The sequence below is a fragment of the Legionella pneumophila subsp. pascullei genome, assembly GCF_900637585.1.
Lineage (GTDB): Bacteria > Pseudomonadota > Gammaproteobacteria > Legionellales > Legionellaceae > Legionella > Legionella pascullei.
On record NZ_LR134380.1, the window covers coordinates 82,277 to 106,701 of the forward strand.

The window sequence follows — 24,425 nt, forward strand, 5'->3', positions numbered from 1 at the left end:
ATTCCTCAGAGATTAAGCAATGAACAGATTAAAATTTTTTTCCAAATTTCACAATGCGTTACTTAAATTTGAAACCAGTATTTCTAATTTAAGTGATCCTCTGGTTGGATTTAAAATCAAGGAATTACAGACTAAAAAAATATTGGTTCGAGCGGATGGACGTAGTTTAGATCATTTACACAAATTAGGTGGTTTGCCACAACGTGTTGAAAGCGATAAGCTGGAAAAGGTCCGTATTACCGATGTGGAAAGATACCAGAAATTTAATCTGAATCCATTTGGATGGGGTGCCTGTGCTTCTACAGAGGATTTACGAAAATTCCTGGAAACCTATCCCGAATTAACCAAGCAAGCATGGGTCCATAAATTTTATGGAAGTTCAACTTCCCTTCTTACTTTAAAGTCTGAAGTAGGAATAGCATGTGGTGATCATGATGGGGAAAAAGAAGAACTGGTTGTCGACAGTGTCTCATTTGAGCAAATAATTGCGTCTACTTGCCCAAAATATAGGGAAAAATACCTTGATGGGGGATTGGTTCCCAATGCGATGAAGGATTTTAACCCCAAAGTTCCGGAGACTATGAAACTCAGCGATTTCAGCTCGGAAAAAAGCACTTTGGAATGGTTATTGATAAATGATTGTGAAGAAGAGTTTGCCAAGCTTTGTAAAGAAGTATATGAAGATACCCCTCTTAAAAATTTGTTGATGCGATTTGAGGGAGATAAGTATCTTGCAGACGCCGTAACTTATTATGTAAAGGAATCTCCATCATCCCCTAGGGTTTAATGCTTGATGAGGGTTGTGGCATAGAATGGGCTGTCAGTTCAACGCCATGATCCTTATTTATTTGTGCTTCAACATGATGAGATGGCTCTAAAATAAGCGGATTCATATGATGTACTTGGTCAAAGCGGATAGAGCTATTATTTCCAATCATTGATTCAACGCTACCATATCCCCATTCATTTCCAGTTAGAGCAAACGCATCTGATGGATTAATCGCGGCAGGCAAGTATTTTTCAATCTCTTCTTCACGAAATTCCAGAACATCGCGTGTGCTTTGATACACTTTGGTAGGGCCATCATAGTCTTCAAAAATTGAATCAAACTGTTCTTGTTGAGTTTCATTAAAAATAGGAAATTCAATTTTTGCTATCCATGGAAATTTGTGTTCAGTTAACAGTTTTTTATAAGCTCTTAAATAATAAGGAAAAATCATGTGTTGTATATCATAACCGCAATCAATTTTTGCAAAAAAACCCATTCCAACTGCAGTGGCTTTAAGCAAGGCCGCTTTTCCAGTTTCTTTTGCTGTTTGATTTACTGATGCCAACAGTAATGAAACGTCTTCTAGCTGATAGCGAAAATAAGCTTCAGTTAGGAAGATAATAGCATTGGACTTGCTAAAGCTGGGATAAAAACCACCTGATGAAAACCTTGCCAGATAAGGAAACCCCAAACGAATGCGAGCCATCACCTTGTTGGTGTCATACTCACCCAACTCTTTTTTAGCATCATCAAACTGAATAGGTAAACCATCATACAAATGGCTAAAGAGTGGTGAATCAATTATCTTTTGCACAGGATCTAATAGAAATAAACGATAATGGAGGTAATTATTTTCAAAAGAAGGGCCTGCTAAAGAAAAAATACTCACTTTTATTGGTTTTCGATAGGGTAATAATGGATTAGTTAGTGGATAACCTCCGGAGGCGGTGACCAGGCTGTGCGAAGAAACAACTTTCTTACTGCCTGTTAACCTTTCTATGGGAGATAATAATTCAGGATGCCCTACAGGGATTTTCTCGAAATATCCTGCTTCATTTGGGAAAGGTAATCCATTTTGAAAATACCCACTTTTATCTCCTGATACATCAATGGCCGCTATTTTAGTTAACGCCCCATTAATCGTTTCAGTGTCGGGAAGATATTTCTGATTGGCAAATACTCTGACGGAAGACTGAGTTTCTCTCAACTCATCTATCTGAAATTTTTTATCGAGGCCACTGTTTTTTAATTGCGTTTCAAACCAAGTTTTAGGAGGGGTAGCTTTCATCGGTCTTGATGCGCGTGTGAAAAATGAAAAAAATTTAGACCGCATAAGAAATCTCCCTAACAAATTTGGTATGCCAGCGTGTCAGTATGGTATTGCTCTGTTAATGATTTGCACTAAAGATGGATTTTAAACAAAATAAAATTCTCTCGTTTTCATATACAGAAAGGAGGGAGACTCTATTAATTGCACAATTAAAACCACCCATTGTTTTATTATATTTCATTATGAGTCAAATTAAAACTTATGTTTTAAAAATTGTTAGCCTATTTATTTGCCAAATGTATTTATTTTGCAATAATGAAACTTAATTTATGATTTGAATGGAGAGTGCATGTTTGGAAGATTATGGTTGCGTGCAATTGGCTGCCCTTCGACTCTTGACTTGTCAAAGATGGTTTTGGGTCGAATGCCTGCTCAGACTACCTTTGAATCTGTAAAACGAGAGTTTGAACAGGAACTTCGTCGAGTTGGGTTGAAGCGATTTCAAGAAAGTATCCATGCTGAAAAACTGATTTTGGAGCAATTATTAAGACAGCGGGAAGAGATGACAAAAAAAATTGATGAAAATTGCTTGCGCCCTGCACTACGGCGATCTGCAAACGGATACGATGTAAGAGGATTATATTGGAACAAGATTCAAGAGGATCTGGTAAAAATTCAGTCTAAAAAAGAACGCGTTGAATTGGATGAAAAGATCGATTGGCTATTTGCTCGTCGCCGCTTTTTAAAGGAGCGGAATAATTTATCTATGGATAAAGAACCCGATTACTCTGTTTCACCCGCACTTTAGCGTGCAAATTCCTTGCGGCAAAAACTCACTTTATCCAGCGTAGATTCTTTTCCACTTTCTTTAAAACGGGCTTCAATCGTTCTATAACGCTTAAGCCCGCCCTCACGGTTGGCTATTTGTATATTTAATCCTGGTCTGGCATTCAATTCCAGCATTAATGGGCCATGTTCTTTATCAAGTACAATATCAACACCTAGATAACCCAAACCAGTTAGTTCATAGCAACTGGAGGCTATTTCAAGAATTTGATTCCAATAAGGAACTTCGATGCCTACGATGGGATTTAACGTGTCCGGATGATAGTCTATGGTGTCATTTTGAAACACGCCGCCAAGCGTTTTTCCTGTTGCAAGATCAACCCCAACGCCAATTGCTCCTTGATGTAAGTTGGCTTTTCCCCCGGAGAGGCGAGTGGGAAGTCTTACCATGGCCATTGCCGGATAACCTAGTAAAGTAATAATACGGATATCGGGTATGCCTTCATAACTGACTTCTGCAAACACGGGGTCGACAACAACTCGTTTTTCAATGATGGCATAATCTGAAGACCCGCCAAGACTATAAGCCCCAGATAGCAAGCAAGATAAATGGTAACTCAGCTCCTGCACGGTGGTAAGCTTACCATTAATTTGTCGATATCGACCGTAAACTTTATCCTTGAATACCAGTATTCCATCACCACCAGAGCCTCTGGCCGGTTTTACCACAAAATCATTATAACTCGCAAATCGGGTTTCTATTGATTTGATTTGTTGCTCAGTTTCAATGATGTCATATAAGGCAGGAACTGCAATTCCCGCTTTTAAGGCCAACTTTTTTGTTTTGAGCTTGTCATCAACCAAAGGGAATAACTTTCTTGGATTGTATCGCAATACAAAATCCGTATTCCGCTGGTTAATGCTTAAAACCCCATGATTTTTCAGGCGTCTAAACAGGTTAATCATTCTATCGCACTCGCAAGTGATTTAAAGCGTTTTAACTCGACTAAACGATAGCCGCGATATTGACCAAACCATAAAATCAAGGACAAAAGCACCAGAAGTAATTCCGGAAAAGCAAAGACCAAATATTGCAGGGGTTCATAACTCATTGCTCCGTAAGAAATAACTGCTGCGGCAAGACTGCCAATCCCTGATTTTATTGCTTCGGAAGCTCCTCGCTCATCCCACGTGATGCACATGCGTTCGATAGTCATGGTTAAGATGACCATAGGGAATAATGCGACAGACATTCCGGTATCCAGACTAAGATTTTGGCATAGAACACTAATAAAGATCATTAACAGAATCACTACAGTGAGAATGGCTGCAAGCCTTGGGACTAATAGCAGCCTTAATTGATCCAGATAAAAACGGGCTAATAGTCCGAAAGAAATAATAATGACGAATAAAGTAATACCCCACGCTACGTGAGTCTCTCTAAAGGCGAGTGCAATCAAGACGGGCATAAACGTACCAAAAGTTTTAATGCCTATAAAATTTCGTAGTATTAAAATGATGAATGCTCCAATAGGAACAGTTAACAAAATTTTATAGATCCCTTGTACATTGACAGGGAGCTGGAGTAGGGAGAAGCGTAAAAGTTGAGAGTCTGCTACTCCCCGCGATTTGGCTACACTTAAGGCATTAATAGGTGTTGGTGATACAGTTAATGAAAACTGGGCTCTATTGCCACCGACAACATTAAATAGAGGACCGTTCCCATATTGCCAAATAAGAAACTCTTTTGGCAAACCGGCACTGCCTGTTTTGGGATTAATGTAAATCCAGTTTTTTCCGTTAAAAACGGCGAGCAAGGATTTCAAATCGGCCTTTTTTTGTTGGTTTAGATAAATCCCCTGGACTCGAATGGCTGGAATCTTTGATTGATTGAGAATCAAAATAGTGGCATTGATAATATTTTCATCATTGAACTCGTTCCCAACTAAAAGCTTCGCATTACCATCTTTTTTGTTTAACTCTTTAATCGTACTTTGAGCAAATGTTTGAATGTCCGCCGATGTGGATCTCACTTGATTGGTAATCGTTTCAACGGCTGATTTTTGACTATCATTCAAAGGTTGTGATTTGATTACTGAAGGTTTTGGTAAAGAAGACTCATCACTGTCCGTTTGACGGAAGATTGCTCTATAATAAAGTGATTGAGGACCATTACCACGCCTTATAGACCATACGGTTTCTCTGTTAGAACCGTTTAAATTGGTTGTGACACCATAATTTCTGGATACAAAATATTCATCGAGTATAGCAAAATTGGGAGGCAGGTAAGGGATATTAAAACTTGCCTTTATCGGTGTATTTTTATCAGCGCTAAAACGCAGATTGGATTCAACCATCCAGCTATTGATCGTTTCAGTATCGGTCAGAGGGACATCCAGAACGATATGTCTGTATAAAAAAATACTTGATCCTAAAACCATTAGAGTGAGGATCAAACCATAAACATGACGTTTGTTATTTTTCATTGTTCACTGGGCTCTTGGATTTAGTTGTGAAAGTAAGGGCAGGGTCAACGGCTCCATTAAAATCAATAATGGCATCTCTTCCCAACAATAAGGGGTAGAGGAATCGTTTCCTGTTGGTTAAGTTGACTTTAATTGTTCTGACTTTATCACCAAGTTTGATATTAAGTAAGACAACGGGTCTCTTTATTGGTGTTGTTCTTAACAATCCCGGATTGGCTTCACTCGACCTTACTTTAATTTTTACTTTACCTACGTACTCTCCTTCAAAGGAGTAATCGCCGGTTTTAGTTGGAACGGTAAAGCGCAAATAAGGAACGCCCTTTTTTTCAATTTCTGTGATATTCACGGCATGTAATGATGCTGATTTAGCACCTGTATCAAGCTTTGCGGATAAAGTGAGGTTTTGATCGATTAATGTGGCTTTCTCTACATAGCCATAGATTTGAGCTTCACTGTTTGCCATAAGAGATCCTGTCAGTAGTGACATCAACATAAAGAGAACAAATTTTGATCTCATTTAATCCTCATATTGGGTTTTATTTTGGTGCAATATCGTAGCAGGTTTAAGGCATAAGTCACAGTCTGAGAGAGAATTTAATACAATTTTTTTTATTTTTTTTAATAATTTTAGTTATAGGATGTGTTATGATGAAAGGTTTGAGGTCATTGTTGTATTTTTTTAATTCAGGATGAAAGCTTAATTGACATCAAGTCTAATTATGCATACAATAGCGCCTAATCTTAGCTGATAGCCCCATACCTATACATGCCTCAAGCGAGTGATGAAAATCAGGCTTCCAAGCCTACTGATTTAGTCTTCATTTTAGCAATTGCTGGACGTATCGACGCGCAAAGTCGAATTCTCGCTCAAGAACTCGATAAAAGTCGCAGTATCTATTATGCCTACGCTGTTTTAGATTCTCTAAGTTCTTCATACAGCATGTTCAAATATTTTTTTGATCTGTTTGCCTCTCCTAATGATAACGATGCAATGCATGAATTTTTAAATTCTCCGGCAGGCCTTATTACGATTACAGTTGAGTCTGTATTTTTAGTTACCTTTTCTTTTTTAGCCTGTCAATTTGAGAATGAAAAAGAAGATTCCTATAAAAAATTTATTGCTAATGCCTGGCCCTATTTTCGTGATGTCATGAAAGGCTTGAAAAATGCTTACAAAGGCTGGAGAAGCGCTGTTGTTGCATTCAGTTTAATTGGAGGGGTGGATGCAAAATTTCTTATTCTTCCTATGGGAGTGATTTTGGGGGTATTTGCTGCAGCCAATAGATTTTGGATACGTAGCATGCTGGAAGATCGCAAAACAATGATGAGTGCGAATATAGCGCTTCTTATGGAGATAAAAAAATTAATTTCTTTATCTCATGAGGAATACTTCTCTTATTTAAAGCGAATCAAATACCAGACCATGCCAACTCGTAATTTTGCATTCTGGGCTGTTGCTGCAGGCGGGCTTCTTGATGGTTTATATCTCTATGTTGGTGTATTGGGTCTGGCTGTATTGTCACCGCAGCTGCTTACAGCAATGGCTCTTATTTGTGTCTTTTATACGGTGGCTTGCGTCATTACACGCATTTATGAGGAATATGATTTCCAGTTGAGATTATTAATCACCCAAACCAAATGTCAATTGGCTTTAATTACTAAAGAACTGGAAACTCATTATGCCAGATTACTCTTCTTGCAAGAAAAACATGATCTAAGCAAAGTTGATCGGGAAGAACTCAAAAGACTAAAAAGTTTAGTCTATAATTTAATAAACCAATTTGATGACAAGCGTAAGTTACTATCTCAACAATCGAACCGCACTTATTTGTCCTCTGCTTTATTGGGGATGAAAAATGGATTATACGCTTATGGTGCTTTGGCAAGCGTTTTGTTTTTAGTGGGTTCTATTTTAGTGTTGGTTGGTATTTCTTTTCCCCCTGCTTTGCTTGTCGCCAGTATTATTTTAGGTCTGGTGCTGGTTCTTGGTTTCACAAGCCATTCTTTGGTGACTAATTATTGGCATCAGAAGAAGCAGGACACTCAAAAGCAACGTCCATATGAGCGATTGATCGAATGGAAAAATAGTCTTAATGATGAACTTAATAAGGCTGAACTGTTGGAGCCTGAAGAGTTTCATGCATTACTAAATGATGGATTATCTTTAGACCCTTCACCACAGTTTTTCTTTCAAGAATGGTTTGAGGTTTTGCGTTCCTTATTTTCCGGATTCGGTAAAGGGCAAAAATTTGTTGATTTTGCCGGTAGTTCATTACAGGAAATGGGTGAGGATGGTCATTATCGTGATACTCCTGTTATGTATGTATTATCAGCCTTTAGTGCTTTATTGTTTGGGGTGACTCTGGCTTTAAGAGCTTTAGCCAAAGGATTGGGGAGAACCCCCTTAGCCCAGCAGGCTAAGCTGACGGATGACAGTAAAGAAACGTCGGTTAACCCGGAGATAACGAAGGAAGTTATTCAGAAAACCGAAGAACAAAGGGAATCAATCCAATATGCAAAGTGCCGGACTGATTCCCCAGGGCGTGCGGATTCTCTATCTTTATTCGGTATATTTGAAACCAAAACTAAAAAAAATCAATCTAATTCTCCTGCAATTCCCCACTCCAAAAGCGAGTCAGCATTAAATCAATTAATACCTAGTCAGAACAGTACAATTCTGGGTTTAGCTTAGGATCGTTATACATCTTAAATTGATGGTAGACTCTGAACGTGCGCGTTTTAGCTCGTACCTCATCAAGTAATTCATCAAGACACAAAGCCAATTGATTTAACTGCTGTTGTATGATTTCCAGTTTTTGTGCGCAGGCCATTTTATGTTCTTCGCTCACATCCTGGCGTTTTGTTTGCAAGTCCATATGATAGGATTTCAGTGATAAAATAGATAATCTGTCAATAATCATCCCAGGCGACTCGGAATTGACAGGGCAATTAGTATGGCTTTCAGGTTGTAATTTTTTATAAAGCCATTCATCCATGGCTTCCATACGGTTATTTCTTTGCTGATTGTAGGCATCTATTTCTCTTTTGGCTTGGTAAACAAATTCGAAGCCCATATCATCTCGACGTGCCTTGTCTTCTGCATGCCATAATTGGAAATTAAAAGCATGATTTTCTTCTACAAGTTGAAGGAATTGTTTATGTTGATACTCTATACCATTGGTTTTCCAATGTATGATGCTCGTTTTGTGAAGATTAGTGATAGTTGATGTATCAAAACGTTCTTGCATGTCATATCCTGCAGATTAATTTGGATTGTACCTTTATTCATAACTTGAACTCGACTCTTTTGAACTTTATCTCATACATTGAAGATCAATTTTTATGAGAGAGCGGTTCAATTGGCATTAGTTTAACCTGAATCCTGGAGTTGAATCCAGTTTCGGTTTTTTTGAAATGGCTAGTCAATCGTCCCGGACAAGACCCTAATTACTAAAATAGGTATTATAGATTTTGACATAGGTTCCGTCTTTCTCGATTTGCAATAAAGCCTGATTGATTTTCATAATGAGAGGTGCTTTATTTTTGAGGGCCAGTATTCCATAACCATTACCTATAGGGATTGAATCTCCCACCAATTTTAACTCGGTCAAGGAGTTGCTCATCGCATATTTCGCTGCATTTGCATTAAGAACTATGGCTTCTATTTTCTGGTTTGACAATGCAATAGCCATATCAGGGAGTTTGGAAAATTCTACCAGGTCAAAATAATCCTGGAAATGTTCTGCAAGGAGGCTACCATACAACGTGTATTTTAAAGTGCCCACTTTTTTACCTTTCAGATCTGCTAAGCTATTGATGTCGCTGTTAGCTTTCAGAGCTATCACCTGTGCATTGCTCGGTAAATAGGGAAGGCTGAATATATAATTAGTGTCAGTGGTTGATACGATTGGAGTAGGTGCCAGCATGATATCAACCTTTCCTTCGTTAAGATTGGTATATAGCTGTTGAATATTCATGCCCTTGTATTGGCATTCCATTTCAATGATCTTGCAAATGGAATTCATCAACTCGATGTTGAATCCAAAATATATCTCTCCTCCTCCTCCAGATCTTGATACGAATGGGGGCGCAAATTCCGGAACACCAATAAGAAGAGGTTTTCCAAAGGTGTAAAAATTTAAAAACATCAAAAGAATGAACATGAATCGTTTCATGTTTTAAGTCCATTTAGGATGTACTTAAAATTTAGGAGTAGCAACCGATTTTGTCAAATTAAAGTCAATATGTGTTTTAATTGGTATTTTTATTTGTTTTTTGCAAGCCAACGATCCAGGGCATTGGCAAAATTGGTTTTTTCTTTCGCACTTAAAGTAGAGGGGCCTCCTGTGCGTTCTCCAGTTGAACGCAATTGTTCATTGATATCCCTCAGAGTAAGACGCTGTTTGATATTATTTGCTGTAAATAGCTCTCCTCTTGGGCTAATTGCTAACCCTTGCTTAACTATTACTTCCGCAGCCAAAGGGATATCTGCTGTAATCACCAAATCTTTTGCTTTCATATGACTCGTAATATAATGATCTGCACGATCATAGCCTTTTTCTACAAGAACAGAACTAATAAATGGTGAATTTGGATAATTAAGATAGCAATTAGCTACCAGGATAAGGTTGGTATTGGCTCGTATAGCAGCACGAAAGAGGATTTCTTTTATCATTTTCGGGCAAGCATCAGCATCAACCCAGATCGTCATTTGGTATCCTAAAGTTTTCAAATCAATGGTTTAAGGGTATAGTAAAAACATTATCCTTTTAAACCCCCATTAGGGAAAGGATTATTTTAGGATGTTAGGGAAGTGTCGTAATGAAGCAGTTAATAAGTATAATAAAAGGGCAAATTCAACAGCTCCCCATTCCCGACTTGAAACCTTTGTTGTTAAGTCACTTTAAAGAAGATGCTCATGATTTAACAGAACTTTTTTGTCAAAAAATCCCGCCTCAGAAAAATCAATTGCCGCTTAATAGTCCTGTCCCCTTTAGATTACCCACTTCGTTATCTGTTCTTGCAATTGTTTTGCCTTATGTTCCTAATCCGCTGCACCAAGAGTTATTAGAGCAGTTGTCGACCGTATTAGATTCAATAAGAGAGACCGAAACCATTGTTGATAATCAATTGGCAGAGAGATGTACGGAGCAATTGAATTATTATAGTGATGCAAAACCTGTCATTATCGCGTTGAAAGAACGAGGAGCCAGGGATTTAATTCAGATATTGGAACAAGCCGATGAACGCAATTTGTTAGCTTTTTCTTACCTGGCTAAAGACACCGATTTAAATGTTTTAATTGAAACCTTTTTAGTTAAAAACACACATGACTTGGACTTGGTCAATAGAAACCATTTGGTTCAATTTTTGCGTCAACCTGATTTGGCAGGATGGTTAACCCGTTTTCTTGATTCATTAATCAGTGAATCTATCAATGCTCTCTCAATTCGATTGTTGTTGACTTTGACTCCATCTGTGAAGGCAATTGATAGATTAAATGAGGCTAGAGCCTGTCTTGCCCAGTATCCCTTTTCAATACATTTACAAGCCATGCGGGCTGTATTTGATTTTTATCAGTATGAATTAAAAAGAGATTTATTTTCTCCTGAAAGCCATTTAGTCATGCTGCTCCTGCATGATTTATTAAAGAATTCGGAATTAGACAAACAAAAGGAGTTTTTTCAGGAATTAAGTCAGGAAACAGTGCTTTTGATCATTGATTATTGTTTAGCGGAATATAACAAAACGACTGGGGAAGAGAAGCAGCACTGTAAAAACTTGCTTACCAAGCTATGTTCTGTGTTTTCAGATTTAAACCAGGACTTCTTGGTTAAAATAAGAGCTAAGATTAACCAGTTGGATCCCTGTCTTTTTGATACTGCTCAGTTATATCAATTGGCATCCGATCTGATGGCTAAATCATGCAATTCAGGAAAGGAGCCGTTAGCCAGTTCTCCAATCGCTTTATTGTTATCCATGCCGCAATTTGTTGAGGTTTGTACACCTAAGGTTTTAAAACAATTAATTGAAAGATATGGCTTGTATACCTTAACGTTGAATCAGATGGACTATAGGAAAGACCTGTGTTTTAAAGAGCATGCTCCGTACTTTGATGAAATCAATGAGCATATGGCTCAGATTGAGCGTAATCTGCTTACTCATCCGGAAACGCAATCATTTTGGCTGGATAAAAAATACAGCTTATTACAGTTTAGAGTCGAGAGCAGTATAAGCGCTTTGCTCCATCAAATGGAATGCTTACTGGAGGCGAACAAAGAAGGAAATGAGGTAAAGAATAACGGATTAGATGCGTTATATCATTATTACATCTTAAATTATCCTAACTTACGTTCCGATTTATCCCTTAAAGCGATAAATCATGTTTATTCCCGGTTTTTTATTAAGGGGAATACTGAAGCCCAAGCCAAGGATGGGTTACTTCACTGGTTAAAACAAGATTTTCATTTAATTGATAAATTACCCAAAAGATTAGACAGGAAAAAAGAAATTTTTTTATATAACTCTGCTGGGAAGAAGATTGGACTTCTGAATGAGTCTAATGTTGCAATGACTTTTGTGAATGAAGAAATCGTATTATTAACCCGAACAGGCTCTCTGGATATCAATGAGCCTTTGTATGATCAAGAGGGTTTGATTCTAGGGTATTTGACTCAAGAGAGTTACCTAAGAAGCGAGAGTGAAATAAATAAAAATGCTGCGGCATGGGTCTTGGGTGGTTTGTCCAAAAGTGATTTGGAAAATTCCTCTTTTGGATTGCAGTTGTTGTTCCGCAAGGTATTATTCGAAAACTCGATAGGGGTTTTATATCAATGTGACCCCATTTGTTCTGATGCCAATAAACGTATATGGTTGAATAATAAATTATTAAAAGAAATACAAGAGGCTCCAGGAGAAATCCCTGCGAGTGTTTTATATCCATTACTTGATCATATTGATGATGAAACCGTATTTGAATTATTAGGATCCATAAGAAATAAAACCAATGCACTTGAGCTTTTTCATTATATTTTAAATCGAGATTCAAAGCGTTCTATTTTGCTGAATGGCTTATATGAGTCTGATTTTCAGAGATTTTTGGAGCATCAAGGTGCTGATATTTGTTTGGCAGATTATTTGGTTAATTACTATGATAAATCCTGGTTTTCAGAAGGTTTACTACGGTTTGCTTACTATGGTAAAAAATATAAAAAACCAGACCTTCTAAGTAATGCCTTGACTTTTATTACTAAAGAAGTTTCTCAGGATAAGAAGCAAGAGAAAATCTGTAATGCGGTTCTGGATCGTTTAATAACTTCTGAAGCTTGCGCTGCATTAGTGTTAAAGGAGTTTCTTGGTGATAGGACTCATAACTCAGTCCAGAGGGTAAGTAATCCAGAAATTGGCAAAGTAAGCCAGTTTTTTAATAAGCAGCATATAGTCTCCCTTTTTGCCCAGTTAAATAAAACGTCTTATTGGGAGCAAAATGCGCAGTATAAATTGGCATTGCATATTTTGGCTAATCAACATAGCCGCCTTTTTTCTGAAAATGATTTTAATCCCGGTTCTACTCAGGCCTGGCAAGGCAAGGAGTTAAAAGAATTAGCCTGTTTTGTAAGCAGGCATTTAAGCAAGAAACGTCCTTTTGATAATAAGCATGATATTGGGCATCGTGTTTTAGGTGAGCTCATCTTTAGATGCGCCAATTTGGGGATAACGTCACTATTTTATACGCGAAGAACGTTGAATCGCGCAATAACCCGATTGTCATTCACAGAACCTTTTTTAGTCAGGATGGTGGATAAATTATGGATGCCTAAAGGAGTCAGAGAACTTTATGGAAAGTCTTTGTTTTTTAAGGGTTCCTGGTTTGATGATCCGGTTTTTTTACAAAAGGAATTAAAGGATCATCATGCCCTGCTGGACTGGAGCCATTTTATTAAGCAAACCTGGAATAAAAGGGATAAACAGAAGAGGTCACCTGTCCTATGTGCTTATTTGCTAAGTTATACCGGTCAGAAGAACGAATTGTACCGGTTACTACAGGATTATTTTAATTCCTTTCAAGGAGTGCCAGATTATATTAGGCCAGTCAGTCAATTATTGAGGCTTTTTCCTCAACGCGATGTGTCCGCAGTGATATACGATGTGTTGGAGGCTGAAATGATAAAAAAACCGCAGTTATTAGATCGGCAGATTTTAAGTGACATGGCGTTTTATTATGGAAAACAGTTGACCAGGAAGGATACTAGTTTCCCACAGACTGAAATTAATTTATTAATGTATTGGGGCCAGAATAAATATTATTCTGTAGTAAAAAGAGGGTGTGAACTATTAACCAGGGATTGTGAGGATAAAGGAGTAAAGCAACGACTGGTTAGTGCTGCCAAAGAAGCGGAAGTGGAACAGGATTTGAGCTCCAGTGTGCAAACATTTTATTTTGGGTTGATTAAATTTTTTAAAAGATTATGGCATTATGGTTTTAATGCGGAAAACAACTCTTCAAAAATTATAAAGTTTTGTGATGATCCAACCCCAGGCCCTACCCGCAAACAAGTGGTAGATTTCATCAATGCACCTGTTACAGAAAACCAGACAAATTCCCGGTATTTAGGTTTTTCTGAAAAACGCAAGCAGTTAATCAATCTTTTAGCTACTATTAAACGTAGTCCGGCACACTTCTCACAAGTAGTACATTATTTAGATCGGGCTCAAACATTCTTTGGGGAGCAATCCAAACAGTCGGCACATTATGACAAACCTGCTACATCAAGTGCAGTTGACTGTTCTAATTGATTTCAGTACATCACTCTATAATTCTTGTCTTTATTTTTGTAGGTCATATATTCTTGGCCAAGCATTAATGCATGGCTCCATACAAATTAATTTATAGATAACTACTCAAAAAAATAATTCTACTGATAAGCACTTTCTAAAATTGTTTGACATGTTAAAATGTCAAACAATTCAAAATTTTATAGTTAAATTATTTTTTGTATAAAATTATGATTTGCAAGGGATTATTTAGTTTTTCCATTTTAATAAGTAACTAATTCCTTAAATATGGACCTATTTATTATTTTATTTGCGAAATTTAATATATGAAACGGACTTTACCAAAAATTTTATTTTTGCTACTTTCTCTTACTGGTAATCCCATCTTTGCAGCAGGTTTATTGTTTAATGTTTTGGCTACTGGTTCCGTATTAACTATTAACACAACCATTCCAAATCACACCTATCCTAATGCTGGTATTTCTGTTAGGACACCAGGATATCAACTCACCGGACTTGGAAGAGATTGTCAGTTAAATACCAATGGTTATTGTTTATTTACCGTAAGTGATAGGCAAACCGCTCAAATATCTATATCAGGACCATCAGGAACTGTACAAGTTGTTCTGTGTTTAAATGGGGCTGGGGCTTTGTCTTGTCAGAATTATTATGTTCATATAGATAATTTTCTTTTTACTGTGGGCACTTATGAAAGTGGAGGAATTATTAGTCCGATTTTCTATCGCTCTACTGATTTTGGAGCCACATGGCAAGGTCCTCTCTTTTTAACTGTTCCGGCTGGGGCAACAAATAATAAAGCGAATTCTATTTCTTGCTCAAAGTCAGGACTTGTTTGTTCCACCGTAGGCAATATCTTTATTGGAGGAACAAATCAATCCTTTGCTTGGTCAACGAGTGACGGTGGAATTAATTGGCTACCATCTGTGATCCCCTTATCAACTGCCAATGAAATATTGATTGGTGTTTCGTGTTCAAGTGATGGGGTAAAATGTGCAGCTGTTGGACAATCCCTCACTACAGGACGTCCTATCGCTTATTTTTCTAAAAACTCAGGTAGAACATGGCTCGCTTCAACAGTTCCTGCAGGTGCAACAGGTAGTATGCAAGGCGTTTCGTGCTCAAGTTCATTAAGTACTTGCACTGCTGTGGGTTTGTCATTTGTTCCTCTCTCAGCAGTAGCTTATTATAGCCTAGATGAGGGGCAAACCTGGTTTACCTCATCAGGCATTGATCCAATTGAACAGGCGGTTTTATTTCGTGTTTCTTGTTCTACTTCAGGAAAAAACTGTGCGTCTGTTGGTAAAACCCTTGATGATTTGAACTTAATTGCTTACACATCAGAAAACTCAGGAGTAACTTGGACCAAATCAGCACCATTTCAGTTACCTACGAATTCGCTCCCTACTGTCGAATTAGTCGGCCTCGGATGTTCTGATTCAGGAACTCAGTGTACTGCAGTTGGTTCTGCTTCCAGTGCTACAGTTGATTTTGCTCTCAGTTATTCGACGAAAAATGGAGGAAGAACGTGGAGTAGCCCAACACTTGTCCCACCTCCTAATCCACCAGGAACATCGATTGGATTCAATGGTTTGTTTTGTTATCCTTCAGGCGTCTTGTGTTTTGCAGTTGGTCGAGCAGATTTAGCCAATCCCCGCCAACCAATTGTTTTTGAGACAGCTAATGGTGGTTCTAATTGGGAAGAGGGTAGCCCTTTAAGTGGAGATGCGGGCAGATACAATTTATTTAGTGCAAGCGGTAGTCACTGATTTTAAATCAGACTCTTAATGAGAACATACTTAAAAAGCGAGTGCACTTTTGTTCACATATTTTGCAGAAAAGGGAATTACTCTATCCCACGGGATTAAAATAGTTGAAGTAAGGAGCTGGGGGAGATGATGTCTTTTGTACATAAAATAGGCAGAAAAATTATACTATTGTTAGTATGTGGAATAAGCATATCAACAAATTTAGCATCAGCGTTGCCTCAACCCAAAGGCCACTTATCAATAGATTCTTCTCCCCAATCTATGGCAAACAATAATCCTTTATCAAGGCAAGATAAATCACCAATTAAACCAAGATCCTTCCTGCCAATAGTTTCCATTCATGGTGGAGGATTTATAGCCTCTCCAGGGCGTGCACAAGATATTTATATCGTTGATTTAATTGGTGACCATTATTCAGTAAACAAGAAAAATAGTTCCAATGCTCTTTTCGGATTAGGTGTTAGTTTTACTGGAATTGATAATAGTCGTTTTGATCTTACCTACGGTGTAAATGCTTTTTATTTTGGACGAACAACTGTAAGTGGAGCGATCACACAAGAACAATTATTTACTAATCTTGCCTATAGTTATTCTGTAACTAATATACCAATATATGCTTCTGTAAAAGGTATCATGAAGAATTCTCGAAACGATAATTTCAATTTGACTTTGGATATTGGTTTTGGCCCAAATTTCATGAGCACAAACAATTTTAATGAACAATCACTAGATGGTGGCATCACAATTCCTAACAATATTTTTGTAGGGCGTGAGATAACTAATTTTAGTGCTATGGCAGGAATAGGCATTAGAATTAGTGATGTCTTCAATCTGATACCTATTGAATGTGGATATCGTTTCTTTTACTTGGGCAAGGGCAATTTCAATTCATTCAATAACCAGATAATCAATACTCTAAATACGAGCGATAATTATGCTAACGCCTTAATATGTACTTTGGTTATTTAATATTTAAGAGCATTTTGCCAAGAAAAAGTTCACTAATATAAAATAAATGGACGACATGAATAAGTCAGCTACTAATTTTGGGTTCTAAAGATTAAGAGTTGATTTGGAAATTGACCATCCGTTAAAATTCAAAAAAGGTTGCTTGTGATTAGCCATGAATGGAAATATTGTCGGCAATCGCCTTTTCATAGTTTTCCTTTCTTTTCCGCATTGTTTTATTTTATTGTTTTACTCTATTTAAGACTGGTTCTGTGTATTAGAATAGTCGCCGGACTGCCATTTAAATCGGTTACTGTTGGCTTTTGGTAATCCAGTGACTCATTTTTATTATGCAAGGAGCCCTTATGAAGAGTCGTTTCTTTATCTCTATGGCAATAGCAAGTTTTCTGAGTGGGTACACTTTAGCGGGAACCATGGGCTCACCTTCTAAAGGATGGGCTTGGGTAGGTTCTATTAGTGCAGGTCCTATCTGGGCAAGAGGTGGTGAGATTCAAACGTTTTTTCTTGCGCCGGAAATTGAAAAAACGTATGTGGCTAGAAAAGCAACAAATACCCTCGCTAACGGCGAGCTTTTTATTGGGATACAAAAAATATTATTTTCCCAATGGTTGGCTCAGTTGGGTTTGGCTGTTGCAACCACTGACAATAGCAAACTGCAGGGTGTTATTTGGGATGATGCGGACCCACAGTTTGATAACCACAGCTACCAATACAAAGTTCGGCATAGCCGGATTACTGCGAAAGGAAAGCTTCTTCTTGATAAGAGATATTGGCTCATACCCTGGGTGAGCGGAAGTTTGGGGGTTGGCTTTAATCGCGCCTATGATTTTTCGAATACGCCACTAATTTTTGAAGCACTTTCCAATCCCAATTTCAACAACCATACTCAAATTGCATTCACGTACACTTTAGGCGTTGGTGTACAAAAAGCATTTAACGAACATTGGCAAGTGGGCATAGGCTACGAATTGGTTGACTGGGGTAAAAGTGAGCTGGATAGAGCTGCAGGACAGACTATGAATTCAGGATTGAAGCTTAATCACTTCTATACCCATGGTGTTTTATTAAACCTCACTTATGTTGTCTAAGGATACTCAAGATGAAAAGAAATAGAAGGACCTCTCCCCATAAAATATGGTTTGGTATTTTATCTGGATTCATAATATCAACAGTACAGGCTAGCAGCCCCGTGTGGACGTTTGAACCGCTTACTGCCACTAGCGTTGCTGTACCTGCCAATAGTACTGCTACAGTCGAATACCGGGTGACTAATCAATCGACTAATCCACACACCCTAGTTATGCAACCTATCAAAAGTATTGTACAAATTACTACAGGATTAGGCGTTTGCGGTAATCCTTTCGTTTTACGAGGTAAAAGCTCTTGTATTCTGTCTTTGCGGATAAACGGCAGTCAGTTAAGTAGCCCCATTGTTGATGGGCCTATTGTATGCCAGCAAGGCTCTGCTAATCAGTGTTATAGGCCAAGTGCTGCGAATATTTTACATATCGTGCAAGCACCACCGATCACGGATGCGGTGATTACGGTCATTGGCTCTCCACTAATCCTGACAGTGAATGGCCCCACTGGTCAACTAACAATCAATAACACCACGACTGAAGTAGCAGCCACGAACATTACTTCAAATTTTACGGGCACAGCGCTGGATGGCAACGTGACGGAAACAGGAAATACTTGTGTTAATGTCCCACCAGGAGGTAGTTGTACTTTGACCTATACACCAGGTAATACGATAGTGCCACAAACCAACTTTACTATCCAGGGTACCAATACCAATGTGCTGACTGCAGCAATTGCCATCCAGTCAGGAAGCACTTTAACGGCAGTTAATCCAAATTCGGGAACAGCTTCAGGTGGGACTGGTGTGGTATTAACTGGAACAGGACTAACTGGGGCAACTGCTGTGACCTTTGGTGGAATACCCGCTACCAGTGTCAATGCGGTCAACCCTACGACAGTGACGGCAGTCACGCCTGCCCATGCCGTTGGACCTGTCGATGTAGTCATTGACACACCTGCTGGTGGTGCAACACTTACTGATGGCTATAACTATGTGGCAACCGCGGTTGGACAACCTACAAGTGGTGGTGTCATTGCCTGCTTGGAAGGTGGCTTGAACAACTTGATTGCAGCAACTGCAGATAACCACACAGGCATTGGCATTATATGGGGCGGTTTTGGTACAGCAACTAATGCTCAGAGTAATACGGATGGTGATGCCAATACCGCGACGATTGTTGCCTGTTTAACAGGACCTGGTGGTGCGCCAGGATGCCCACAAAACATTGCTGCGAACACTTATGCTGCTGGTATTTGCAGTACCTATGAAGTGGATTCTCAAGGAAATACCCCTTGTCAGCCAGGCAACACCTGTTACAGTGATTGGTTCTTGCCAGCTGGAAATAACTCGACATCATCAGGCCAGTTAAACTGTCTTCACACCAATCGAGTTGCTATTGGTAATTTTGGTGCTGGTGCCTACTGGAGTTCTACTGAGGTTAACGCGGATCCGACGGGCCGTGCCTGGATTCAGGTCATATCCAATGGCATCTCTGGCTTCGATTTGAAGGTCGTCAATAATGCGGTTAGGTGTGTTCGGAGCTTTACACCTTAGCTTCTTTATCCGTTTCTTTGGAGGCAGCTTTGCTGCCTCATGATTTTTTGCTAATGAACTGTTCAGGTTTGGATAAATGACATTCTTTACAGAACTTCCAGCCACGACAGCAACAAGTTATTCAGATATATTGTCAGATAACTTTGTGAAAAATTAGAGAGATCTATTAGAAATATATCATGTTTTACAAAATTACTCTGCGTCACTGTATCATGAAGATAGTGATTGAGCTATCTGCATAGGTTTTTTTATAATAACCTCGTGCACTATTTATTTTAAACAGATTAGAGATTTTAATTTGTTCCTAAATCTATCGGATATGAGTACTTAATCCTATATAATTGACTAAGGCAAATAAAAAGTGAGTATTAGATTTCATTTACAAGAAACTGCAGTCAGGGACTGTAATGGATGTAGGTATTGATGCTGGATTTACTGGTGAAGACTAAATAACTTATAGTTATATAAAAATTATGAGGTGAATCATGAGAATTTTGCTCTCTTTATATCTTTTATTACTTTCAACAGGGCTTTTTGCAGAATCCACTTTTCCTGATGGCTGTCGGGCTGTACCTGTACAAGGTCAATCAGTGACATTAAAAGCAAAGAAAAATAAGTTGGTGTTTATTCACAATGTGACCAATTTGGATCTATGGATTACTCATCCAGTCACAGATCCTGGAGCTAGTGCTGGTTGGACAAGTCGATTACAGGCTGGTAAATGGTCAGCTTTGGTAGTGGACAAACCTGCCTTTATTTTAAATTGTATAGAATCAAGGCCAGGACATGAACAACAAATACCATGTGAAAATGCTATTGCCGTATGTCAATGGAAAGGGGTAAAAATACCGGCAAGCGATCAAGGTACTTTCTGGGTAGCGGAAGACATGTCCTTAGCAGCGTTAACTGCCGCGGTTGGTGGAAGAGGGTTTGTATTGCCAGAGAAGTAATTTATCGATGACAATCCTGGGCATGGCTATCGATTCTATGCTGCAACAAGTCATATCAATTTTCATTACAAATCAAGATGGCGGCTAATACGGCCATCTTGAGCCTTTGGCAAATAGTTTAGCTAGCCGTCATGTTTCTCAATCTTGATTCCTTATTAAAACTTAAAACTTTAATGATGGGCTATATGAGATTAGGCGATATAAAACAAATCCTCATTTTATTATGAGGACTTCTTGCCTTGTAAGATTGGAAATAAGATAAATAAAGAGCGTTTTATGCAGAATTGTCCGATACTTGACAGCATATCCTTGCTAGTTATAGTGATAAATGGTAGAACAGGACTAAAGAGGTTTTAGTCATATAAAGTTTGAAGAGAAAAATGGTGAAAAGTGAGTAAAAAATCCAAAGATCCCTTTTATAAGAGGGAGCGTGAAAAATACGCCGAGCCAATTCCAAGCCGGGAATACATCATGGAAATCCTGGATGAATACGGTAGGCCTATGTCTCGCAGTAAACTGTTTGATAAATTGGATTTGAGCTCTGAGAGCCAGCAGGAATCCTTGGGTTTTCGGTTGAAAGCCATGTTGCGTGATGGGCAAATCATGCAGGACAGGCGTGGACGCTTTTGTTTATTACAAAAAATTAATTTATTGCGTGGAACTGTTCAAGGTCATCCTGATGGTTTTGGATTTTTCATTCCGGATGATGGTTCCGATGATATGGTGCTCTCCGCTAAAGAAATGAGAGCTGTCATGCATGGTGATGTAGTGCTTGCCTATCAGTCTGGGTTGGATAGGAGAGGAAGAGCAGAAGCTAAAATCCATGAAGTCCTGGAACATGCTAATGCTACGGTTGTGGGTCGATTTTTCACTGAGCATGGCGTGAATTTTGTCATTCCTGATAGCAAGCGCCTGACTCAGGATATTTCAATTCCACAAGAATTCATTGGAAATGCCAAAAATGGTCAAATAGTACTGGTTGAATTAATCGCATACCCTAACAAGCGTTCGCAAGCTATTGGCAGAGTAATCCATATTTTAGGGGAACATATGGCCCCTGGCATGGAAATTCAGGTAGCAATCCATGCCCATGGCATTCCTTTCGAATGGCCAGACGATGCTCTTGTGGAAGTGGCTAAAATTCCACAGCAGATTGCCGAGGAGCAATTAAAAGGTCGAACCGATTTGCGTAATCTTCCTTTTGTAACCATTGATGGGGAAGATGCAAAAGACTTTGATGATGCTGTGTATTGTTATAAAAAGCCCAAAGGAGGCTTCCAACTGTATGTTGCTATCGCAGACGTCAGTCATTATGTGGCCAAAGATTCTGCTTTGGATAAAGAAGCAGCAAGGCGAGGAAATTCAGTTTATTTTCCCGGTAAGGTAGTGCCCATGCTGCCAGAAGCTTTATCCAATGGTGTTTGCTCATTAAATCCCCATGTTGACCGATTATGTATGGTGGCTGAATTATCGATTAGCCAAGAGGGAAAAATATCTCGCTCTCGTTTTTATCGGGCAGTCATCCATTCTCATGCTCGTTTGACCTATACAGCAGTTGGCAAGTGGTTGGAACAAGGCAAGGCAGATGAAAAACATCAAGCGTTGTGGCCTATGCTTGAATCTCTTTATGATTTATATCATGTTCTGCTCGACACCCGTAAACTTAGAGGTGCTATGGATTTCGAGACCACGGAAACTCGAATCGAATTTGATGAAAACAAGAAAATAAAATGTATTGTGCCTGTAATACGTAATGACGCACATAAATTAATTGAGGAATGCATGTTGGCAGCGAATGTTGCAACAGCAAGATTTTTAGAAAAGGCTGAAATTCCTACTTTATACCGAGTTCATGCAGCTCCTGAAGAAGATAAGATTACTGCATTGAGGCAGTTTTTAGGTGAGCTCGGATTGTCATTGGGAGGGGGAAGAAAACCTGGGCCTAAGGATTTCCAGCGTACTATGAACCAGATTGGTGAGCGACCGGAGAAGCATCTTATTGAAACGGTAATGCTTCGTTCTTTGAAACAGGCTCAATACGTTGAATCGAATGAAGGTCATTTTGGTTTGGCTTATTCCGCTTACACCCATTTTACATCACCCATCAGAAGGTTTCCTGATTTGTTAATCCATAGGGCAATAGGGCATTTACTGGATAATCATCCTGTCTATGAGTTTGAGTACAGTCATGAAGACATGAATCGTTTGGGTAAACATTCCTCCATGACGGAGCGCCGGGCGGATGAAGCGACTCGGGAAGTGATTACTTGGTTAAAATGCGAGTATATGCAAGATAAATTGGGGCAGGTGTTTAAAGGACGAATATCCGCTGTGACCAGTTTTGGTATTTTTGTGGAACTCGATGAAATTTATGTAGAAGGCTTGGTTCATGTCACTTCTTTAAAGAATGATTATTATACGTTTGACTCTGCAAAACATCGTTTAATAGGCGCTCGCGGCGGTCAGGTCTATCGTTTGGGAGATAAAATGACCGTGTTGGTAGCTCGTGTTGATTTAAACGAACGCAAAATAGATTTTGAGCCTGTCGAGGATGAAGTTAGTAATGAATGAGCAGTATGTTTATGGGTTGCATGCAGTTTCTGCATTATTGGCGAATCCACATCGAATGATAAAAAAACTCTTTGTTAATCAAGACAGAATAGATAAAAGGCTTCATGAGTTTTTAGTCAAGGCAGAAAAAGCCCATGTTCCTATTGAAAAGTTAAGTTCGCAGAAAATGAATCAGCAGTTTTCCGAGTTTACTCATCAGGGTGTTGTTGCACTTGCCTCCGCATTACCCGAATACGGTGAAAGTGATTTGGTTACTTTATTAGAAAGAAGTAAAAAACCTGTATTGATTCTTATTCTGGATGGGATTACAGATCCCCATAATTTAGGTGCTTGTTTGCGATCAGCTGATGCAACCGGTGTTGATTTTGTTGTGATTCCTAAAGATAAAAGTGCAAGTATTACACCCGTTGTTAGTAAAGTGGCTTGTGGGGCTGCTGAGTCAATTCCCTTGGTGAGAGTAACTAATTTAGCAAGGGCTATGGACATTTTAAAACAACAGGGTGTCTGGATCTTTGGAGCAGCTGGCGAAGCAGAGCGTTTACTTTATGAAATGGATTGTTCTGGAAACATCGCTCTTGTCATGGGAGCAGAAGGAACCGGGTTAAGAAGATTGACTCGCGAGCATTGCGATGGATTGTTTTCTTTGCCTATGGTGGGAAGTGTAGAGAGTTTAAATGTGTCAGTGGCGACTGGCGTTTCATTGTATGAAGTAATTAGGCAAAGAGGGCAAATTCGTGAGTGAATTAAAAATCAAAGCAGCCAAAGCAGCTATAGCTTATATTGAAGATGATATGGTAATAGGTGTTGGAACTGGCTCTACAGTTAATTTTTTTATAAAAGAATTAGCTGCAATCAAACATAAGATAGAGGCTTGTGTCGCCAGTTCAAAAGCAACCGAAGCATTGCTTCGAGAAGAAGGTATTCCTGTAATTGATTTAAATTCAGTACAGGATTTACCTATCTATGTTGATGGCGCTGATGAAGTCAATGAACGAGGTGAAATGATAAAGGGGGGCGGAGGAGCCCTGACTCGGGAGAAAATTGTAGCGAATGTAGCCACACAATTTATTTGTATTGTCGATGAATCCAAGGTTGTGAAACGTTTAGGGGAATTTCCCGTTGCTGTGGAAGTCATTCCAATGGCCCGTAGTTTTGTTGCACGACAAATTGTTAAATTAGGGGGAGACCCTGAATACAGAGAAGGTTTCGTTACTGATAATGGTAATATTATTCTGGATGTGTTTAATCTGAATTTCTCAACACCTATGGCCTTGGAAGACAGTCTTAATGTAATCCCGGGTGTCGTTGAAAATGGAGTGTTTGCCAAACGTTTGGCAGATAAAGTGTTAGTGGCTTCAGCAAGTGGTGTGAATAATTTAAAATAGTCGACTTGTATACGTTCATATCTCAAAACATTAATTGCCAAT

At 38.8% G+C, this 24,425-nt stretch carries 19 protein-coding genes; 12 read left to right on the top strand and 7 right to left on the bottom strand.

The genetic code is table 11. The features are described 5' to 3' along the window. Positions 1-19: 19 nt before the first annotated feature. Entirely contained in the window at positions 20-787 is a 768-nt protein-coding gene (locus EL201_RS00395) for a hypothetical protein (RefSeq protein WP_027223182.1), read from the top strand. On the opposite strand, the gene EL201_RS00400 is transcribed toward EL201_RS00395, so the two are convergent. Further along, the gene (locus EL201_RS00400; RefSeq protein WP_027223183.1) at positions 777-2,102 is read right to left on the bottom strand and encodes a hypothetical protein; all 1,326 of its coding nucleotides are present in this window, start codon (positions 2,100-2,102) and stop codon (positions 777-779) included. The two genes, EL201_RS00395 and EL201_RS00400, sit on opposite strands and share 11 nt — an antisense overlap. Positions 2,103-2,388: 286 nt before the next feature. Here EL201_RS00400 and EL201_RS00405 point away from each other — a divergent pair, with 286 nt between their 5' ends. Beyond that, a complete protein-coding gene (locus EL201_RS00405; RefSeq protein ID WP_027223185.1) occupies positions 2,389-2,847 on the top strand; it encodes a hypothetical protein in 459 nt (152 codons plus the stop codon). Here EL201_RS00405 and EL201_RS00410 read toward each other — a convergent pair. Genes EL201_RS00410 through EL201_RS00420 form a run of 3 tightly spaced genes read right to left on the bottom strand, consistent with a single transcriptional unit; the run spans position 2,844 to position 5,828 of the window. Further along, entirely contained in the window at positions 2,844-3,791 is a 948-nt protein-coding gene (locus tag EL201_RS00410) for an alpha-L-glutamate ligase-like protein (RefSeq protein ID WP_027223186.1), read from the bottom strand. The genes EL201_RS00405 and EL201_RS00410 overlap by 4 nt on opposite strands. Continuing rightward, positions 3,788-5,311, bottom strand: a complete 1,524-nt coding sequence (locus EL201_RS00415) for an inactive transglutaminase family protein (RefSeq protein WP_027223187.1) — start codon at positions 5,309-5,311, stop codon at positions 3,788-3,790. Before EL201_RS00415 ends, EL201_RS00410 begins: the two co-directional genes overlap by 4 nt. Continuing rightward, positions 5,301-5,828, bottom strand: coding sequence for an ATP-dependent zinc protease family protein (locus EL201_RS00420; RefSeq protein ID WP_027223188.1), 528 nt, complete (start codon positions 5,826-5,828; stop codon positions 5,301-5,303). The genes EL201_RS00415 and EL201_RS00420 overlap by 11 nt, the downstream gene beginning before the upstream one ends. Positions 5,829-6,077: 249 nt before the next feature. On the opposite strand from EL201_RS00420, the gene EL201_RS00425 reads away from it, so the two are divergent. After that, positions 6,078-8,003 (top strand): hypothetical protein, encoded by a 1,926-nt coding sequence (locus EL201_RS00425; protein WP_027223189.1) that lies wholly within the window; start codon positions 6,078-6,080, stop codon positions 8,001-8,003. On the opposite strand, the gene EL201_RS00430 is transcribed toward EL201_RS00425, so the two are convergent. The 3 genes from EL201_RS00430 to EL201_RS00440 form a co-directional block, all read right to left on the bottom strand. After that, a complete protein-coding gene (locus tag EL201_RS00430; protein ID WP_027223190.1) occupies positions 7,969-8,559 on the bottom strand; it encodes a DUF4254 domain-containing protein in 591 nt (196 codons plus the stop codon). The two genes, EL201_RS00425 and EL201_RS00430, sit on opposite strands and share 35 nt — an antisense overlap. 195 nt (positions 8,560-8,754) lie before the next feature. Continuing rightward, entirely contained in the window at positions 8,755-9,486 is a 732-nt protein-coding gene (locus EL201_RS00435) for a transporter substrate-binding domain-containing protein (RefSeq protein ID WP_027223191.1), read from the bottom strand. Positions 9,487-9,575: 89 nt separating this feature from the next. After that, positions 9,576-10,022 carry a YaiI/YqxD family protein gene (locus tag EL201_RS00440; RefSeq protein WP_027223192.1) on the bottom strand — a complete coding sequence of 149 codons (447 nt, stop codon included), beginning with the start codon at positions 10,020-10,022 and terminating at the stop codon, positions 9,576-9,578. A 110-nt stretch (positions 10,023-10,132) separates the two neighbouring features. Between EL201_RS00440 and EL201_RS00445 the strand changes: the two genes are divergently transcribed. The 9 genes from EL201_RS00445 (at position 10,133) to rpiA (ending at position 24,383) form a co-directional block, all read left to right on the top strand. Further along, positions 10,133-14,107, top strand: coding sequence for a hypothetical protein (locus EL201_RS00445; protein WP_027223193.1), 3,975 nt, complete (start codon positions 10,133-10,135; stop codon positions 14,105-14,107). Between the two features lie 305 nt (positions 14,108-14,412). Continuing rightward, a complete protein-coding gene (locus tag EL201_RS00450) occupies positions 14,413-15,873 on the top strand; it encodes an ACT domain-containing protein (RefSeq protein WP_027223194.1) in 1,461 nt (486 codons plus the stop codon). Positions 15,874-15,999: 126 nt separating this feature from the next. Beyond that, positions 16,000-16,842: a hypothetical protein gene (locus tag EL201_RS00455; protein WP_050598304.1), complete on the top strand. Its 843-nt coding sequence runs from the start codon at positions 16,000-16,002 to the stop codon at positions 16,840-16,842. A gap of 344 nt (positions 16,843-17,186) precedes the next feature. Then, entirely contained in the window at positions 17,187-17,930 is a 744-nt protein-coding gene (locus tag EL201_RS00460; RefSeq protein ID WP_027223195.1) for an outer membrane protein, read from the top strand. Positions 17,931-17,941: 11 nt separating this feature from the next. Continuing rightward, positions 17,942-19,477 (top strand): IPT/TIG domain-containing protein, encoded by a 1,536-nt coding sequence (locus EL201_RS00465; protein WP_231955102.1) that lies wholly within the window; start codon positions 17,942-17,944, stop codon positions 19,475-19,477. A gap of 485 nt (positions 19,478-19,962) precedes the next feature. Beyond that, positions 19,963-20,427 carry a hypothetical protein gene (locus EL201_RS00470; RefSeq protein WP_027223197.1) on the top strand — a complete coding sequence of 155 codons (465 nt, stop codon included), beginning with the start codon at positions 19,963-19,965 and terminating at the stop codon, positions 20,425-20,427. Positions 20,428-20,817: 390 nt separating this feature from the next. Then, the gene (gene rnr, locus EL201_RS00475; protein ID WP_027223198.1) at positions 20,818-22,998 is read left to right on the top strand and encodes a ribonuclease R; all 2,181 of its coding nucleotides are present in this window, start codon (positions 20,818-20,820) and stop codon (positions 22,996-22,998) included. Beyond that, a complete protein-coding gene (gene rlmB / locus EL201_RS00480; RefSeq protein ID WP_027223199.1) occupies positions 22,991-23,740 on the top strand; it encodes a 23S rRNA (guanosine(2251)-2'-O)-methyltransferase RlmB in 750 nt (249 codons plus the stop codon). Before rnr ends, rlmB begins: the two co-directional genes overlap by 8 nt. Next, positions 23,733-24,383, top strand: coding sequence for a ribose-5-phosphate isomerase RpiA (gene rpiA / locus EL201_RS00485; RefSeq protein WP_027223200.1), 651 nt, complete (start codon positions 23,733-23,735; stop codon positions 24,381-24,383). Before rlmB ends, rpiA begins: the two co-directional genes overlap by 8 nt. Positions 24,384-24,425: the final 42 nt, after the last annotated feature.